We start from the raw sequence: 15,885 nt of genomic DNA, 5'->3' as shown, positions 1-15,885 counted from the left end.
TATTCAGGCTTTTAAACGGTATACATACAAATTCACACAAAATAGAATTATCTCATTTTTTAATAACTTTAAAATCACAAATTATGAAAACTAATTATGTAAGTTTGATTATCGGTTTGGCCCTTGCTTTCACTTCTTGTGAAAAAGACGAAGTAGATTTGAGCAATGATTATACAAGGCCTGAGTTTTCAACGTCAGTAGAATCCGTTGTTAGCATGGATGCTGCATTGGAAGATGTTGTAGAGGCCACCGGATATGAGATTGACCTCTTCTCAGGTAGTACGGAGGCCATTAATAGCGACTTTACAGAGGAGACAGCTTCCAGTGCCACATTGAAAAGCGGAAATACAGGTTGGAAATCACGATATGCGGCTGGTCAGTGCCCATTAATCACGATTGAATCAGCCGAAGGAGGTTTTCCAAAAACGATATCTTTGAACTATGGGGAACAAACAGAATTGGCAAATGGTCGCGTACTTAGAGGCGTAATCAAAATTGTCTTATCGGAACCGCTTCGAAATATTGGTTCAAAACGTGAGGTGACTTTTGAAGGTTTTAGTATAGATACCATTGGCGTTGAAGGAACAAAAGTTTTTACGACCCTTAAAAATGCCAATGAGCGTGAAGTAAATATTGTACGTAATTTAATTTTTACTTTTCCAGATGCATCATTCATTGAACACAGCTCTGACAAAACACGTATATGGACAGCAGGATTAGACACCCCATTCAATCATTTTGATGATGTCATCGAAGTAACCGGCTTTTCAACCAACAGGGATTCAGATGAGAATGAATATGAAAGAAAGATTGTAAAAAGATTGGTACTTAAAGGCAATTGCAGATTCATTGTTAGCGGAGCCGTTGAGTATTATAAAAACGGTCAATTGTTCGCCACCATAGATTATGGAAATGGTGAATGCGATAATCAGGCAACCATAACAACAGCTAATGGGACTTTTGAATTTATTATCGGAAGGCGCCTTGCATGGAAGAATAAATAAGTTGATGCTATTGAATCTATTATAGACATTGTACAACAAACGTGACTCGGGAAACTTTTAAACAACTATTCGAAAATCATTTTACCGCACTGCGTAACTATATTTATTACCGTGCAGGTGACAAAGATTTGGCGACAGATATAGCGCAGGACGCCTTCCTTCGATTGTGGGAGAAGCAACCAAAGGAAGGTGTCCAACAGCTAAAGAGTTTACTCTACAAGATGGCCGGCGATATGTTTATCAGCAGATACAGGCACCAAAAAATAGAAACGACATTTGCATTAAAAACTCAAAACACTAATTTCCCACATACACCTGAAGACGAAATAATTTATCAGGAATTGAATAAAAGCTACCAGAAGGCGCTGAATGTCATGCCTGAAAACCTTCGAGTTGTTTTTTTAATGAGCAGAAATGAACAACTCAAAAACCGGGAAATAGCTGAACGACTTAATGTCGGCATCAAAGCCATTGAAAAGCGTATGACCCAGGCATTGGCCCATTTGCGAAAAGCCCTCATTGAACAATAAAAACACCAAAAACCGACACAATTTTTAACTAGAATGAAATTAAAAAAGACATATCATTCTCAAGATTTGGTTGAAAAATGGATGGATTCACCTCCAGAGTTGGATCTTTATTTTGAAAAATCAAAGGAAGATATATGGAATTGCCTGGAGACCAACATGGCTGCATCCTCTATTGAAAAGCAGGGAACCAATCGCTCAAAGAAGACGATGCATTCATGGGCAGGCATGTCCATTGCTGCCTTGCTGATAGTAGCATTGGGAACAGGTCTCTTTTTTCGTCTTTATACCAAATCCGTTTTTTCACCCACAGGAGAACACCTGACCGCCTTTCTGCCAGACGGGTCAATGGTAAAAATGAATGCCGATTCGGAAATCAGCTATAAGCTTCTGGTGGCGCTTTAACAGGGAAGTTGTTTTTCAGGGAGAGGCTTTTTTCAAGGTGAAAAAGGGGGACACATTTACGGTCGTTTCTTCATCCGGAACGACAGCAGTGCTGGGAACTTCCTTTAACATTTATGCGCGAAATAAACAATATCTGGTCACTTGCTATACGGGAAAAGTGCGTGTTTTATCACCTGCTACCAATCAATCGCTGGATATAGAATCCCAACAACAAGCCTCCATCAACAGAGATGGCACGATGAAATTGACCTCTATTGAGAATGGAATGGATGAAGCCCCCTGGATGAGCCATATGTTTATATTTACCGGCACCCCGATTCAAATGGTTTTTGACGAAATAGAACGTCAGTTTGATGTTTCGATCAAGGTTGTGGATGATATGGAGGGACTGTTATATTCCGGAAACTTTTCACGAGATTTAACCGTTGAAGAGGTATTACAGATGGTCAGTCGTTCATTCGCACTTGAATACAGTTATGTTAATGGGGTTTATGTTATCCAAAAAAAATAGATCATTTCTAAAGCCTGTTTTGTTTCTATTGGTGCTTATAATAGGTATTTGTTCAGGTATAACAGCCCAAAAATATCAAGTCGATTGTCATAAGCAACCATTAAACAAAGTATTGGTTGAATTGCGTAACCGCTATCAATTACAGTTTTCATTTGACGATGCGGGGGTAGCCAATCATTTGTTGACCCTTCAATCCTCTTTTTCAACGGAAGAAGCTTTAGCGGATGCATTGGTAAAAGATTTCCCTCTGGCATGGGAGCGAATGGGTGATGTGATTGTGCTGTTTCCCTTCCACAAAGAAACCAAATCGACCAATAGTATCATCTCGGGTCGCATAATGGAACTGGGATCTAACGAAGCACTACCTTATACACACTTGTCGGTCAACGGGCACAACACAACCACAGATATCAACGGACATTTTGTATACAAAACCAACTCCGACGCCTTTGTTCATCTAAAAGCATCTCATTTAGGTTGTTTTATTTTAGATACCCTTCTGGCACCATCAAAGGACCATATTATACACCTAAGACCTAAATCCTTAGCGCTTCCTGAACTCATTGTAAGCAACAACAGAATTCATAATACGATACAAATGGGATCGGAACCTGGCACGATACTACTTAACTCCCATATAGCCAAATACATGCCAGGAAATGGCGACAATTCGATATTTAACCTATTGCGATTACAACCAGGTATATTAGCAGCGGGTGAGCAACCCAACGACTTAATAATATGGGGCAGTAACGAGGGCACTTCCCGGGTAAAATTAGATGGATTCACCATTTGGGGCTTAAGAAATTTCAACGACAACATCAGTGTCATTAATCCTTTTATAACCAAGAACATCGAAGTTTTGAAAGGTGGATACGACGCAAGCAACACCGACGTAACGGGCGGCATTGTTGACATTACCGCCAAAACAGGAAATAACTCAAAAGTTGGTGCCGATTTATTTTTAAACAACCATACCATAAATAGCATGTTTCAGATCCCTTTAAGCCATAAATCGACCTTTATTCTGGCTTATCGTCAAACCTTTTACGAGCTGTTTGAGCCGGATGATTTATTACGACGTTCAGCCGATTCGTATGAATACAAGATTCATGTAGAGCCCAAATATGATTTTCGGGATTTTAACGCAAAATATACCTTAACAGGTAACAACGGCGATCTCTTTTTTATCAGCTTACTGGCTGGTGGTGACCAGTTTTCGTACAATGCTAAACAGGAGCGTCCATACAATACCATTCATCAGAATGTGGTTGAAAAGAACCGACAAGGGGGTGGAACTGCCCATTACGGGAAATTATGGAAGGATGGACAACGGACTGATTTTAAGCTATCTTATTCCATGCTAAAAAGCGATTTTAAAGAAAAACGCAGCTTGCAGAACAACCGATTTAACAGATTATTCAGCCGTGTTGATGACCAGTATATTAACCATGTGAATGAGTTGTCCTTTGAACTCTCTAACAGGGTTTCGTTTCATCCCAATCACCGCCTTGAGTTCGGGGTTGAAGCCATGCGCAATGAAGTTTTTCTGTATCGGGACAGTTTTGATGTGGTACTTTCGAGACAGAACTTACAACATTTTATTGTTACAGGCTTCATTCAGGATGAGATTTCCATCGGACAGAAATTTACAATGAAACCGGGAATACGAATCAACCGGCATATGCCAAACAAAGCCTTTTATTATTCGCCAAGGTTATCCCTCGGAATTGATGTAAGTCATTTGCTGAAATTTAATTTAGCAGGGGGGCTCTATCGCCAGTTTCTTGTAAAAAGTTCTGTCATGGATGAAAATGGCAATTATCGTTACTGGTGGACTATCTCTGACTCGAAGTACATTCCTGCCTTAAAATCAGAACACTTGACCACAGGTTTAATACTGGACAATAATGCTTTTTCTGCAAGTATTGAAGGCTATTATAAATCCACAGCAGGTTTAACCCGTTTTATCGTTTATCGTTTGAATCAGGAAAAAATATTTGTCGGTCAGAGCAGGAGTTATGGTGTTAATTTTTTTGCCAAAAAAAACTTTTCCCGTCATTCTGTTTGGGCCTCCTATTCCTTGTCTCTTACCGAAGAATTATTTCCCTATTTTCCCGAACAAACATACCGTCGTTCGCCCCACGACCAGCGACACGAAATTAAATCAACCGGTATGTTCGATTTTGATCCCTTTAACTTTTCCTACTCTATTGTTCATGGTTCGGGGTTTCCACTCTATCAAAGTTATCTGAGAGACAATTACATAGAGAAAGATTATAACAGAATAGATGTATCTCTGGTATATAAGAAACAGTTGGGTATGTTTAACTCCGAAACAGGTATATCGGTTGTGAATCTGTTCAACTCAGAAAACATAAAATATTCAAGCTTTGAACGCATTCCCTTAGCTCAACAAAACACAGCTTATATAGATGCTGAATCCGTCCCGTTTACCGTTTATTTATTTCTCAAACTGGGGTTTTAACCCTTAATTAGAAGCGGGTATTTACAATATTGGCGAACTTCGAGCCAAAAGTGTAAGTAATGGCAATGGAAGTCTCGAAGGAATAATCGGTGGCCAGTTCCCGCTGTCGCAACAAAACATCTTCCAGAGAGGCTTCCCCTTTTGGCAGGGCCAGTTGATCGCGAACCACATCGTACTCGATTTGAAAACTCAAGGAAAAACCTTCAAACAAGCGCACAGAAGTCTGCCCGTAAAGATCCATACGCCGACGCGACAAATCGTGTAAATATTGGGATCCCACAAATCCGGTTTCTATGCTTCCCCATGGCTGCAAAATATTAACCATACCTCTGAATTGATGATTAAACAGATTTTCTTTCCATTTACCATAAATCGTTTCCTCGTAATAATCGTGGTATCCGTAACCCAATTGATAGGTAAAAGTTATGGCCTTGCGGGTAGACTGTTCATAAGGGAAAATACTGAATTCGATTCCGGGACTAAGAATGGCCTGGTGCCGGATATTGCGGCCATTTTCAGTTAAGTAAGTTCCGAAAACGCCGGCAGACCAATGATCTCCCAAACTTTTGATGGCATAAGAATCCAATCCATGCCTTCTTTGAGTACTCACTACAGGATCATCCCGCTCGGCAGCCTGAATTTTGACGCGTCCATAATTAAAATAAGGCCTGACTCTAAATTTCCAGTCTTCCGTTACCCGGTCAGCATAAAACCCCCAGCGCGAATCAAACTCCGTCTGGTTGGATTCCATTTCAAGCTCCACTCTTCCCAAATAGGCCTGAAAAACCCAATAATCCCATGGATCATTTACGGCCGGAAGGGCGCTGCTACTCCCATTATCCACATATTCAACAGTAAATTGCACACCGAGTGGCGTTTGCAACATAAAAGATGCATAGCCCATTTTCAAGAACCCGTTAAAAGCGTTTCGGATTTCCTCCCTGGTGGCATTGCGACCAATATGGTGCTTTAAGGTATATTCCGTTCCGGCAAAAGAACGGCGCCCGATAAAAGAAAACTGGTACTCCCGGCCACCTCCGCCGGTTTCCTCTTCGGTGACAAAGACATGAATATCCGCCATCTCAGGATCACGTACATAATTCACAAAAGTCAATTCCGTCCGAATAAAATTATAATCACAATCCCGGCAATCAATATAAACAAAGGGCGCGCGATTCAACTCCGTTGAAACAGTCTCGGTAATGGTATCCATTTTCACCTCTTGGGCAAAAGCACCGCTAAAGCCAGCCAAAGGCTGAATTAAAAACAGAAAAAAGAACGGGGAAAGAGCAATCGATAAAGGTTTTAAAAACATCCACTTTTTGAGGGATGAAACTTCTGGCATATCAATTGGATTTAAATTTGGTAGAATACCACACAAAAATAGTACAATCTAACCAAATCCGTACTTATTGGCACGATATTCTTTATAGTTCTTTGAGCCAATGAGCGGTAGCTATGTAAATAAAAACAGCTGAGATGTGCCGCCACCAATATGCGAATGGCCGGTATGGAGGCCAGCGACATAATGATGCTTGGCGGTTGGAATAGCGAAAAGCCTTTTGGAAATATATCCGAAAGGAACCGGAACGTAATCCTTTGCCTGATTTTTTTATCTGCGATAAAATTCTCTACCTGTATCATCGCTGAAATTATATTTTTCAGAACTCAGAGTTTTTCATTTTAGACAAATACGCTGCAGCTTCTTTCTCAATTTAAACGTTTGTTTTTTTTCGTTCCTGCCTTGACGAATTCCAACAGTTCACTACTGGAAAAATCGAGATTTTTGTCATGATTCATAGTAAGGCAATTCGCCCTTAATTTCCTTGCTGTAAATAATTCGTACTGACAGATCAAGAAACTCAGCTGCGCCTTGTTCATTAAGGAGTTTATCAGTCTGGCTTTAATCTTGTTCTCCTAACCCTTCTGAAGATATTTGTGCTGTGGATACGCTCAACCTGAGCAATAATGATGAGCATTCCATTTAGCTCAAAAACTTGTCACTTTGCATTTACATCTCATAGATTGTGATATATTTGTGAATCAGTTTTGATTAGTTAATAAATACAACATGAACAGAATCAAGGAGGTTCTTGAAGATAAAGGGATTAAACAAACTTGGTTAGCCGAAAAACTCGGCAAAAGTTTCAACATGGTAAATTCCTATGCACAAAACCGAAGGCAGCCCACCCTCGAAGTTCTTTTTAAAATTGCGGAACTATTACAAGTTGAAGCAAAAGATCTTTTGGTTAATAACAATGAGATTGAAAAGCAATGAAAGTTGCATGAGCGCAAAATCCACACATAAGCAGATGGGAATCTTCTCATGCAAATTCCATCTGGCCAAATAATAAAATATTCACAGATGAAAATCGTGAAAAAGAAGTATCAAACAGGATACAGTACGAGATCTCTAATGATAAAGGAATTTGATGCCATATTAAATTCAGTTAATGACCTTGAAGAATTCTTCAATGGCAACGAAAAAGTTGATATTAATGTTATTCCAGTCAATTCTGAGAGATCCAAAAATATCGTATTAACAGAAGTAAATAAAAGAGTTCGAAGTCTTGCCAATCCAGTTTTTTGGAAATTGTATAGAGACGGTAGCTCAAGGGATAAGACATTAATTCTTTTTTATGCTACATGTAAAGCTTACCAATTAATACCAGATTTCGTTATTGATACAGTATTACCAAAGTGGTACAATATGGATTACGAATTAAGCTCTTATGACTTTAAGGCCTTTATATATAGAATTTCAGAAAATCATCCTGAGTTCGGGAATTTTTCTGATAAAAATTTGAACAACATATCAGCTGCTACAATAAAGATTTTGAGAGAAGTGGGTATTTTAAAGAAAAATACCCTTGTGAAGGAGGACTACAACCACCAAATACTTAATGAAATTGTATCTAATGGTGATAGTTGGTTTCTGGAAGTATTGCTCTTAAATGAAAGTGAACGACAAGCAATTATTGGACAATGACTAATATTGATAAAATATATGACCTTATGGCCGACCGTGGTTTCCAAGAGCCAAGGACTGGAAATCTCTTTTTCCCGGCCTATATATTCACCTATCCACCAGATCAGGAATATGAAATTCGTGAACAAATAGGATTACTAAGTGGGAAACTAAAAAGGCCTAATCACTATTTGGATTGTCTGGTACTAAATATTTATCATGAGTTAATTGATTTTTTAAAGTCAGAATCATTCGCTGGTAAATCAATTTTCGATTCCGTTCTTGAGAAAGAAAAAGAAGACCCGGAAAGGGCCTTCTTATGGGTGCGTAATAAACTCCAATCCGAAAAGTTCATTAAGTATTTCACCCAAAAAGTTAAAAAACATTTTCAGGGTGAGACCGAAAAAAAGGTTTATCTGATACTTTATGGCTTTGGGAGTTCTTTCCCCTACTTAAGGGCTTCTGAGTTATTAAAAAAAACAGAGCAACTCATTAAAGATTTTAAGGTAATCGTCTTTTATCCGGGAAGTTACAGTGATGCTAAATATAGTTTGTTTGGAATTTTAGATGACGATAATATGTATAGAGCAAACAACTTAAATAGACAATTGGGTGAATTAGCCAAGTAAAAACAGTAAACACTACTATAAATGAAGATTCAAGAGTTATATGACAGAGATATTGCCAGGAGAATAAATCCGGCCGTTGTTGTCAGTGAAATGGAAGAATACTTTATCAAGCAAGAAATTGAAGAATATGTATTTACCCAAGGAATAACCAAAAACGTCTATAAGTTTTTAAATGCTGTTGCATCAAAGAAAGAAGGTAAAACCGGGGTATGGATTAGTGGGTATTATGGCAGTGGAAAATCCCACTTCATTAAGTATTTGTTTTACTGTCTTAATAAAAAGCATAGAGAAAAAGCCTTCCGCAACTTTAAAGATTCGGTCAAAAACATTGACCCATTGGACGAGCCAAACATTGGCCTTGTCAACAATCTGCAAAACAAGTTGGACAAAATAGATATCGCTGAAATCATTTTTAACATCGATGCTGTTTCAGATAACGATGGGGCAAAAGACCGTATCACTCGGGTTTTACTGAATCAATTAAATGCTTTCAGGGGCTATAACGACACCAACATTGCCTTGGCTCTTTACCTGGAGAAACCCCTTGATAAAAAGGGGAAATTCGATGAGTTTAAAAAAGAAATAAAGAACGTATTGAACGAAGATTGGGATGGCAACCAAATTGATTTCATTGAAATGTATCTCAATGAAGTAATTGATACAGCTAAAAAATTCGACCCCTTACTAGATAAAGACTCTTTAAAGAGTGGCATTCTAAATCAGAACAAGGATTTTACAATCAAATTTTTAATTGAGGAATTAAAAGACTTTATATCCACCAAGGATGAAAGCTATAAGCTATTATTTTTAATAGATGAGGTTTCACAATATATTGGCTCTAACACATCCTTGTTGCTGAACCTTCAAACCATTATAGAAGAAGTGGGTTCCCAAATTGGCACTCAAGTTTGGATAGTTTGTACTGCACAACAAGACCTTTCAAATTTGATCGATAGTACCGACAGCAAAACGGAAGACTTTGGAAAGATTCTAGCCGTTTCGAGACCATGATTTCGCTTGAAAGTCAAGATGCCGCCTTTATAACCAAGAAAAGGGTTTTAGATAAAAACTCAGATGGAATTGGTTCTTTAAATGATTATTACAAAGAAAACAAAGGGGCTATTGAAAACCAATTTGTTTTTGACCATGACTTATATGAAAACTACGGTGACCGTGCCGATTTTACGTTGACTTATCCGTTTATACCTTATCAATTCAGGTTAATATCCGATGTGTTTGAATCTTTCAGCTATGTAGGATACGTTGGAGAAGGAGTCAAGAACACTGAAAGGGCTATCCTTGGAATTACTCACTATACTGCTAATCTGTGTAAGGATAAAAGTGTGGGGTATTTTGTGCCATTTGATTTATTTTTCAATGAACAACTAGAAAAGAATCTAACGCATCATGCAAGAGGTATTCTAGATAGGGCTTATCATATCGAGCAAGTCAAAACAGATGAATTCTCCCGCAGGGTGGTTAATGCGCTGTTCATGGTTTCAAATCTGGGAGAATCTCAAAGCGTTAATTTTCCGGCGAATATTGAAAACCTTGCACTCCTACTAATGGATTCGGTAGATGCAGCAAAGTTGGAGATGCAAAATAAAGTTCAGAAAGTATTGGATGTATTAGTGACAAAAAACATCATCCAGGTTTCTGAAGGGAAATATAGATTTCTAAAGGAGGATGAGATCGAAGTGGCTCATCTGATTAAAACGACACCCGTTACCAACCATGATAGATTAGACTATATATATACAGATTTAATTAGCAAAACAATTAAGCCTAATCCTTCAATAACTTCGTTCGGGAATAAGACTTCAAGTTCTCGTTAAATATAGATGACAAGGAAGAAATCAGATCCGGAGAGTTTAATGTGAAATTTTCTATTTATGATACCACTGCAATCGAAAACTTGGCCCATGCTACCCCATCAAATAATTTGCTCGTGGGTATCAGTGAATGGTTAAAGCATGATAATGAATTAAAAGGTCAAATTCTAGATTATGTAAGAACTCAAAAATATATCCGCTTAAACTCATCCTCTGCCACCGGTTCCAGAACTGAAACATTGAATAATTTCAGGGAAACCAATAAACTTTTGCTTAAAGAGATATTGATGCGATTTGAGAAAGCGTTCTTAAAAACACCGATTGTTTCAAACAATCAGGTTATTGGACCAGAAGAATTAAATGGTAATAATCCGGCAACTCGCTTCGAAGAAATGGTAAATCGTCACATGGAAAGTGTGTACCGTAAGCATAATTTAAGTAACGGTTATGCTAAAGCAAACGCCGACTTAATAGCCAATGCCAAATCTACTCAAAAACAAGCTTATATTGAATTGGCCCCTGCCGAAGAAGAACTATATACCAAAATAACCTTAATGGGTGAAGCGCCAGTGGTGGGAGATCTCGTGAAGATTTTTGAGAAGGCCCCCTATGGCTGGAAGGATATTAGCACCCTTGATATTCTGCTAAGAGCTGCAAAAAAAGGATACAGCCGTTTTGAGTGGAGAAACGAAGAAATTGACTTTGTGGCCTTTGCTGATAAGGCACTTAATTCACGTGAGCGTGATGCCATTACCATTCATAAAGAGAAAATCCACTCACAGGATGAAGTCAACAATTTCATTCATGTAGTCAACAATGAAATTTTTGCTGAAACTTTAATTCCATCTAACACCTCTGATTTTAAAGAGGCCATTGAAGTCTTCAGAAAGAAATTACAGCCCAAAATCATTTCTCTAAATCATTTAAAAGATGAATATGAAGCCTATCCTTTTGCTTCGCACATTAAAGCCTTCTATAGCTCTTTAAGTGAGATTTATAATGCACGTAATCCTGAGCAGATTGCAGAGCAGACCATTGCCCAAAAGGACCATTTAAAAAAGGCTCGCGACACTTCCATGTATGTAGAAGAGTTTATTCAACATAACTTCAAATCTTATGAGCAGATTTCTACCTTCGCAGAAGCCAATAGAAACAATTTTTCATCTTTAGATGAAACACTTGTTGTAAGAGCTGATGATTTAATGGAATACTTAAAACGGGATCATGAACCTTGGGATAAGTTTCCGCAAATGAAAAAAATATATAAGGAATTAAATGATGCGATAAAGAATCGTCTCAATGCCTTGAAAGATGCAGTAATTACAATTTATGAAACCATTTTTGTAGAGATTACCGCCAGACAAAAAGAATTAGGTATAGAAGCTTCAAATCTCACCACCAACGCAGAGTTCTATCTTCAAAAAATAAACAAGGAGACTCAGATAACTCAATTAGAAATCTATGAGTTAAAAGCGAATGAATTTCGAGCCGAAAACTTCAAGAAGTTAGAAGATTTTAAGGCACAAGAAGAAGCCAGAAAATCCGGTGAAGCATATGTGAGTAGCGTTGATGTGTCCATTGCTACTGAAATGCCACCTACTACTATTGAAAATGAAGTACAACTAGACGAATACCTCAAAAAACTGAAAGCTAAACTCATGGTGAAACTCTCAAAAAATCAAAAACTCTGGTTAAGCTAATATGGAAACAAATAAGATTAAATCATTTGCGAAAGAGGCTCGTTTGCTTTTATTAGATGGCGTTTTACAACGGCTTAAATACTGGGGGTTTAACCTGGATGGTTCGAATAATGAAAACTTACAAACTACGCAAGGAGGTTATGCTTTTCGAGGAAAGATATTTACAGACACTACTGTTCCAAAGAAATGGAACAAGCTAAAAGACCGCATCAAAAGTGAGCAAGATGTGAAAGATATTATTGAAGAAGCTGCTTATACTTGGTTTAACCGCTTGATGGCCATTAAAATATTAGAAGCCAACGGTTATTTGAAACCCACCTTAAAGTTTGAATCAGATATAAGAATCCCAACCATTGTACAACAAGCCAAAAGAGGCATTCATGCATTAACAAAGCAGACCTACATCGAGCTATTGAATGAATACATTGCTGATGATAAAGAAGAGCAAGCATTAGGATTATTGATTACACGCTTATGCAACAACCACAATTTAATGCATAACGTTTTTGGCAAAATAGACGATTATACCGAATTGCTGCTTCCTCAAAACTTCATGCAAGCCGATGGCTTGCTTGACTTAATAAACGGCAACGCCATTGCTGAGGAAGACTATAAAGAAGTGGAGTTAATTGGTTGGCTATACCAGTTTTATATTTCAGATAAAAAAGACGAAGTATTTGCCGGGTTTAAAAAGAACCAAAAAGCCAGGGCTGAAGATATTCCGGCTGCCACACAGATTTTCACACCCAAATGGATTGTAAAATACATGGTGGAAAATACAGTAGGCAAAATTTACTTAGATTATGAGCCCGAATCTCCTCTCAAATCGGAATTAAAATACCTTGTTGAGAACGAAAGCGACAAGCAAAGCACCCCAATTATAACGGACATTACTGAACTTACTCTAATAGACCCGGCATGTGGAAGCGGACATATTTTAGTAACAGGATTTGAACTGCTATTCAAAATGTACCGCGAAGAGGGATACACAGCCAGGCAAGCGGTTGATAGCATTCTGAAAAATAATATTTATGGTTTAGACATTGACGACCGTGCCATGCAATTGGCCCGCTTTGCAGTATTGTTAAAAGCCGCCGAGTTCGATGACGATGTACTTAATCGGGGAAACATACCCAATATATACAGTTTTCCGGAAAACACCTTAGCCAACAGCTTCAAAGAGGAATATTACAGTAAGGAACAATCCAACTGGTTTGAACTTGAGGGGATGAAGCTTAAAAATTCAGTTTCAATGCAGTGGACTGAAATTGAAATAAATACCAAAACAAAAAAGAAAAAGGAAGTTAAAAAATCAATGACCGTGCCCAAAGGATCGGTTTTGAACGACGCAACGATTGATGCCCTTCAAGCCCATTGTGAGGAAGCCATTTTGGTAGATTTCTCGTCCGACCTCGAAAACTTTTGGGGTGCTGATAAAATGGGATATGCATACAGCGAGTTCTTCTACGCCATTGAACTTTTACAACATGGAAAGAATCTGGGTTCAGCTATAAAGCTCAAACTTAGTGACGAGTCATTAGAACATGTCAAGAAACTGTATAAAATTTGGTTAGAAAGAGAATCAAACCTTCAGCTTAACGCTTTTGATAAAGTCTTTTGGGAAAATTTAAAACCACATTTAGAAGTTCTACTTTTGTTAACAAAACACTACACATCGGTTGTTGCTAATCCGCCTTACATGGTATCTGGCAACATGAACCCCGAGCTAAAAGCTTATGCAGAAAAGCATTATCCATCAACCAAAGGTGATCTATTTACAGTATTCATGGAAGTAGCATATGACCTGACAAGCCAAAAATGTTTCTATTCAATGATTAACCAAACAAGCTGGATGTTTAAGTCTAGCTATTTAGAGTTTAGAAAGAAAATTGGAGCCTACTACTTCATTCACTCAATGCTTCACTTAGGTGCCAGAGTTTTTGAAGAACTTTCTGGTGAAGTAGTTCAATCTACAGCATTTGTTGTTGAGAAGAACAAAAGAAAATACAGTTTAGCTGGATGGTACTATAGGCTAGTTGAAGAAAGAACAAGTAAACTAAAAGAAGAAAAATTCTTGCGACAAAAACATAGTCCTTACCAATTTATAGTTTCAGATATTAATCTAATACCGGATTCTATTTTTGCTTATTGGATATCAAAACTAGGATTAGAAATATTCAATACCGAAAAGTCCCTTTCCCAAATTGGAGACCTCAAAAAAGGTATTGCAACTGGAGATGACAAATACTTTTTAAGATATTGGCATGAAATAAAGTTCAATGAAATAAATTTTGCTAGCATTCCAAACACATGTTCACTTTATTATAAGTGGTTGCCAATAAATAAAGGAGGAGGCTTTCGGAAATGGAGTGGAAATTTCGAAAGTATTATCAACTGGGAAAAAGACGGAATTCAATTAAGAAACTTCAGAAATGAAACTGGAAAGCTTAAATCAAGACCTCAAAATTTATCATTCTCATTTTTAGATGGTATTACATATAATATCGTTAGTTCAAAAGGCTTTTCAGGAAGACTAACTCATTACCCTTCAATGATGTGTGATGTAGGCCCAACAATTTATAATTTAAAAGAAAAAGAATATATTCTTGGCCTTTTATGCTCAAAAGTAGGGCAATATTTCCTGGACGCCCTATGCCCTGGTTATAAGTATGACACTGGTGCGGTTGGAAAATTCCCAACTAAAATTTCCGATAGTAATAAGGTAAGAACTCTTGTAATTCAAAACACTAATATTTCAAAGAAAGATTGGGATTCCTTTGAAACGTCATGGGATTTTGAAACCTCACCTCTTCTAAATAATCCTAACTCCCTAATTGAATCATATAATCATTGGAGCAAGCAAATCACAGATTTTTTCTTTCAACTTCATTCCAATGAAGAAGAATTAAATCAAATTTTTATTGACGTTTACGGGTTACAAGATGAATTGAAACCTGAGGTTCCTCTAAAGGATATTACCATTTTACAAGACGAATTAAACAGAAATGCTTTAGAAGCATTAGAACCCACATTCAGAGAAAAAGGCAGAGAAGCCATTGAGTTACCTATCCTTAAAAATGAGATAATTAGCCAGTGTATTTCTTATGCCATTGGGGTGTTCTTAGGTCGGTACCGCTTAGATAAACCGGGTTTAAACATTTCCCACCCTAACCCTACAGATGAAGAAGCGGCTTCGTATAAATACAACGGTCATAAAATTGAGATTGACGAGGATGGCATTCTACCGATAATGGGTGAAGATTGCGCCTTCCCAGATGATGCTTTGGTCCGTACAAAAGATTTTGTACTTGCTATTTGGGGAGAAGCAACCCTAATCGAAAACATCAACTTTTTACATGATTGTTTGGGTATGGATTTGCATAAATGGCTCACAGAAAAATTCTGGGGCTACCATACCAGTATGTATAAAAAGAAACCTATATATTGGTTGTTCAGCAGCAATGTAAATAAACCCCAGAATGCGGCATTTAAGGTGTTGGTTTACATGCATCGTATGGATAAGTACACCGTACAAAAAATACAAAGAAATTATTTGCACCCACACCAGGAATACATTAAGCAAGAGATAGCCAGGCTTAAAGAAAATGAAGAAAACCTGGCCAAACCAGAGCAGAAACGATTGGAACTATTACAAAATTGGGAAATAGAATGCCGCGATTACAACGAGGTATTAAAAGAATTGGCCAATCTACAAATTGAGTTTGATTTAGATGATGGAGTAGAAGCCAACTATATTAAATTTAATGGGGCTGTTGCAAAAATTTAATATGTTGAAATTTTATAAAAACCAATTGTAATTA

At 37.7% G+C, this 15,885-nt stretch carries 13 protein-coding genes; 12 read left to right on the top strand and 1 reads right to left on the bottom strand.

Annotated elements, in window-relative coordinates:
- The first annotated feature begins 83 nt into the window (after positions 1-83).
- From JCM15548_RS04520 to JCM15548_RS04500, 5 genes are all read left to right on the top strand, one after another.
- Positions 84-1,004: a hypothetical protein gene (locus JCM15548_RS04520; protein ID WP_062122698.1), complete on the top strand. Its 921-nt coding sequence runs from the start codon at positions 84-86 to the stop codon at positions 1,002-1,004.
- Between the two features lie 41 nt (positions 1,005-1,045).
- Positions 1,046-1,534 carry a sigma-70 family RNA polymerase sigma factor gene (locus JCM15548_RS04515; RefSeq protein ID WP_062122696.1) on the top strand — a complete coding sequence of 163 codons (489 nt, stop codon included), beginning with the start codon at positions 1,046-1,048 and terminating at the stop codon, positions 1,532-1,534.
- A gap of 81 nt (positions 1,535-1,615) precedes the next feature.
- The gene (locus JCM15548_RS04510; protein WP_157482416.1) at positions 1,616-1,936 is read left to right on the top strand and encodes a FecR family protein; all 321 of its coding nucleotides are present in this window, start codon (positions 1,616-1,618) and stop codon (positions 1,934-1,936) included.
- Positions 1,893-2,447: a FecR family protein gene (locus JCM15548_RS04505; RefSeq protein ID WP_062122692.1), complete on the top strand. Its 555-nt coding sequence runs from the start codon at positions 1,893-1,895 to the stop codon at positions 2,445-2,447. The genes JCM15548_RS04510 and JCM15548_RS04505 overlap by 44 nt, the downstream gene beginning before the upstream one ends.
- 121 nt (positions 2,448-2,568) lie before the next feature.
- Positions 2,569-4,935, top strand: a complete 2,367-nt coding sequence (locus JCM15548_RS04500; RefSeq protein ID WP_162198173.1) for a TonB-dependent receptor — start codon at positions 2,569-2,571, stop codon at positions 4,933-4,935.
- Between the two features lie 7 nt (positions 4,936-4,942).
- On the opposite strand, the gene JCM15548_RS04495 is transcribed toward JCM15548_RS04500, so the two are convergent.
- Complete coding sequence (locus JCM15548_RS04495) at positions 4,943-6,280, bottom strand: DUF481 domain-containing protein (protein WP_157482411.1); 1,338 nt, start codon at positions 6,278-6,280, stop codon at positions 4,943-4,945.
- A 726-nt stretch (positions 6,281-7,006) separates the two neighbouring features.
- Between JCM15548_RS04495 and JCM15548_RS04485 the strand changes: the two genes are divergently transcribed.
- The 7 genes from JCM15548_RS04485 to pglX all read left to right on the top strand — a co-directional run bounded on the left by JCM15548_RS04485 (position 7,007) and on the right by pglX (position 15,851).
- Positions 7,007-7,213: a helix-turn-helix domain-containing protein gene (locus JCM15548_RS04485; RefSeq protein ID WP_062122683.1), complete on the top strand. Its 207-nt coding sequence runs from the start codon at positions 7,007-7,009 to the stop codon at positions 7,211-7,213.
- 87 nt (positions 7,214-7,300) lie between these two features.
- Positions 7,301-7,924: a BrxA family protein gene (locus JCM15548_RS04480; RefSeq protein WP_062122681.1), complete on the top strand. Its 624-nt coding sequence runs from the start codon at positions 7,301-7,303 to the stop codon at positions 7,922-7,924.
- A gap of 26 nt (positions 7,925-7,950) precedes the next feature.
- Positions 7,951-8,532 carry a BREX protein BrxB domain-containing protein gene (locus tag JCM15548_RS04475; RefSeq protein WP_162198172.1) on the top strand — a complete coding sequence of 194 codons (582 nt, stop codon included), beginning with the start codon at positions 7,951-7,953 and terminating at the stop codon, positions 8,530-8,532.
- A 21-nt stretch (positions 8,533-8,553) separates the two neighbouring features.
- Positions 8,554-9,543, top strand: a complete 990-nt coding sequence (locus JCM15548_RS04470; protein WP_062122677.1) for a P-loop NTPase fold protein — start codon at positions 8,554-8,556, stop codon at positions 9,541-9,543.
- The gene (locus tag JCM15548_RS04465) at positions 9,540-10,367 is read left to right on the top strand and encodes a hypothetical protein (protein WP_062122675.1); all 828 of its coding nucleotides are present in this window, start codon (positions 9,540-9,542) and stop codon (positions 10,365-10,367) included. Before JCM15548_RS04470 ends, JCM15548_RS04465 begins: the two co-directional genes overlap by 4 nt.
- A 113-nt stretch (positions 10,368-10,480) precedes the next feature.
- Positions 10,481-12,064, top strand: coding sequence for a hypothetical protein (locus JCM15548_RS04460; protein ID WP_162198171.1), 1,584 nt, complete (start codon positions 10,481-10,483; stop codon positions 12,062-12,064).
- Between the two features lies 1 nt (position 12,065).
- A complete protein-coding gene (pglX, locus tag JCM15548_RS04455; RefSeq protein ID WP_062122671.1) occupies positions 12,066-15,851 on the top strand; it encodes a BREX-1 system adenine-specific DNA-methyltransferase PglX in 3,786 nt (1,261 codons plus the stop codon).
- Positions 15,852-15,885: the final 34 nt, after the last annotated feature.

Source organism: Geofilum rubicundum JCM 15548 (assembly GCF_000974365.1).
Taxonomy (GTDB): domain Bacteria; phylum Bacteroidota; class Bacteroidia; order Bacteroidales; family Marinilabiliaceae; genus Geofilum; species Geofilum rubicundum.
Note: the sequence above shows the minus strand (reverse complement) of the source record. Positions and strands in the feature narration are given on the sequence as shown.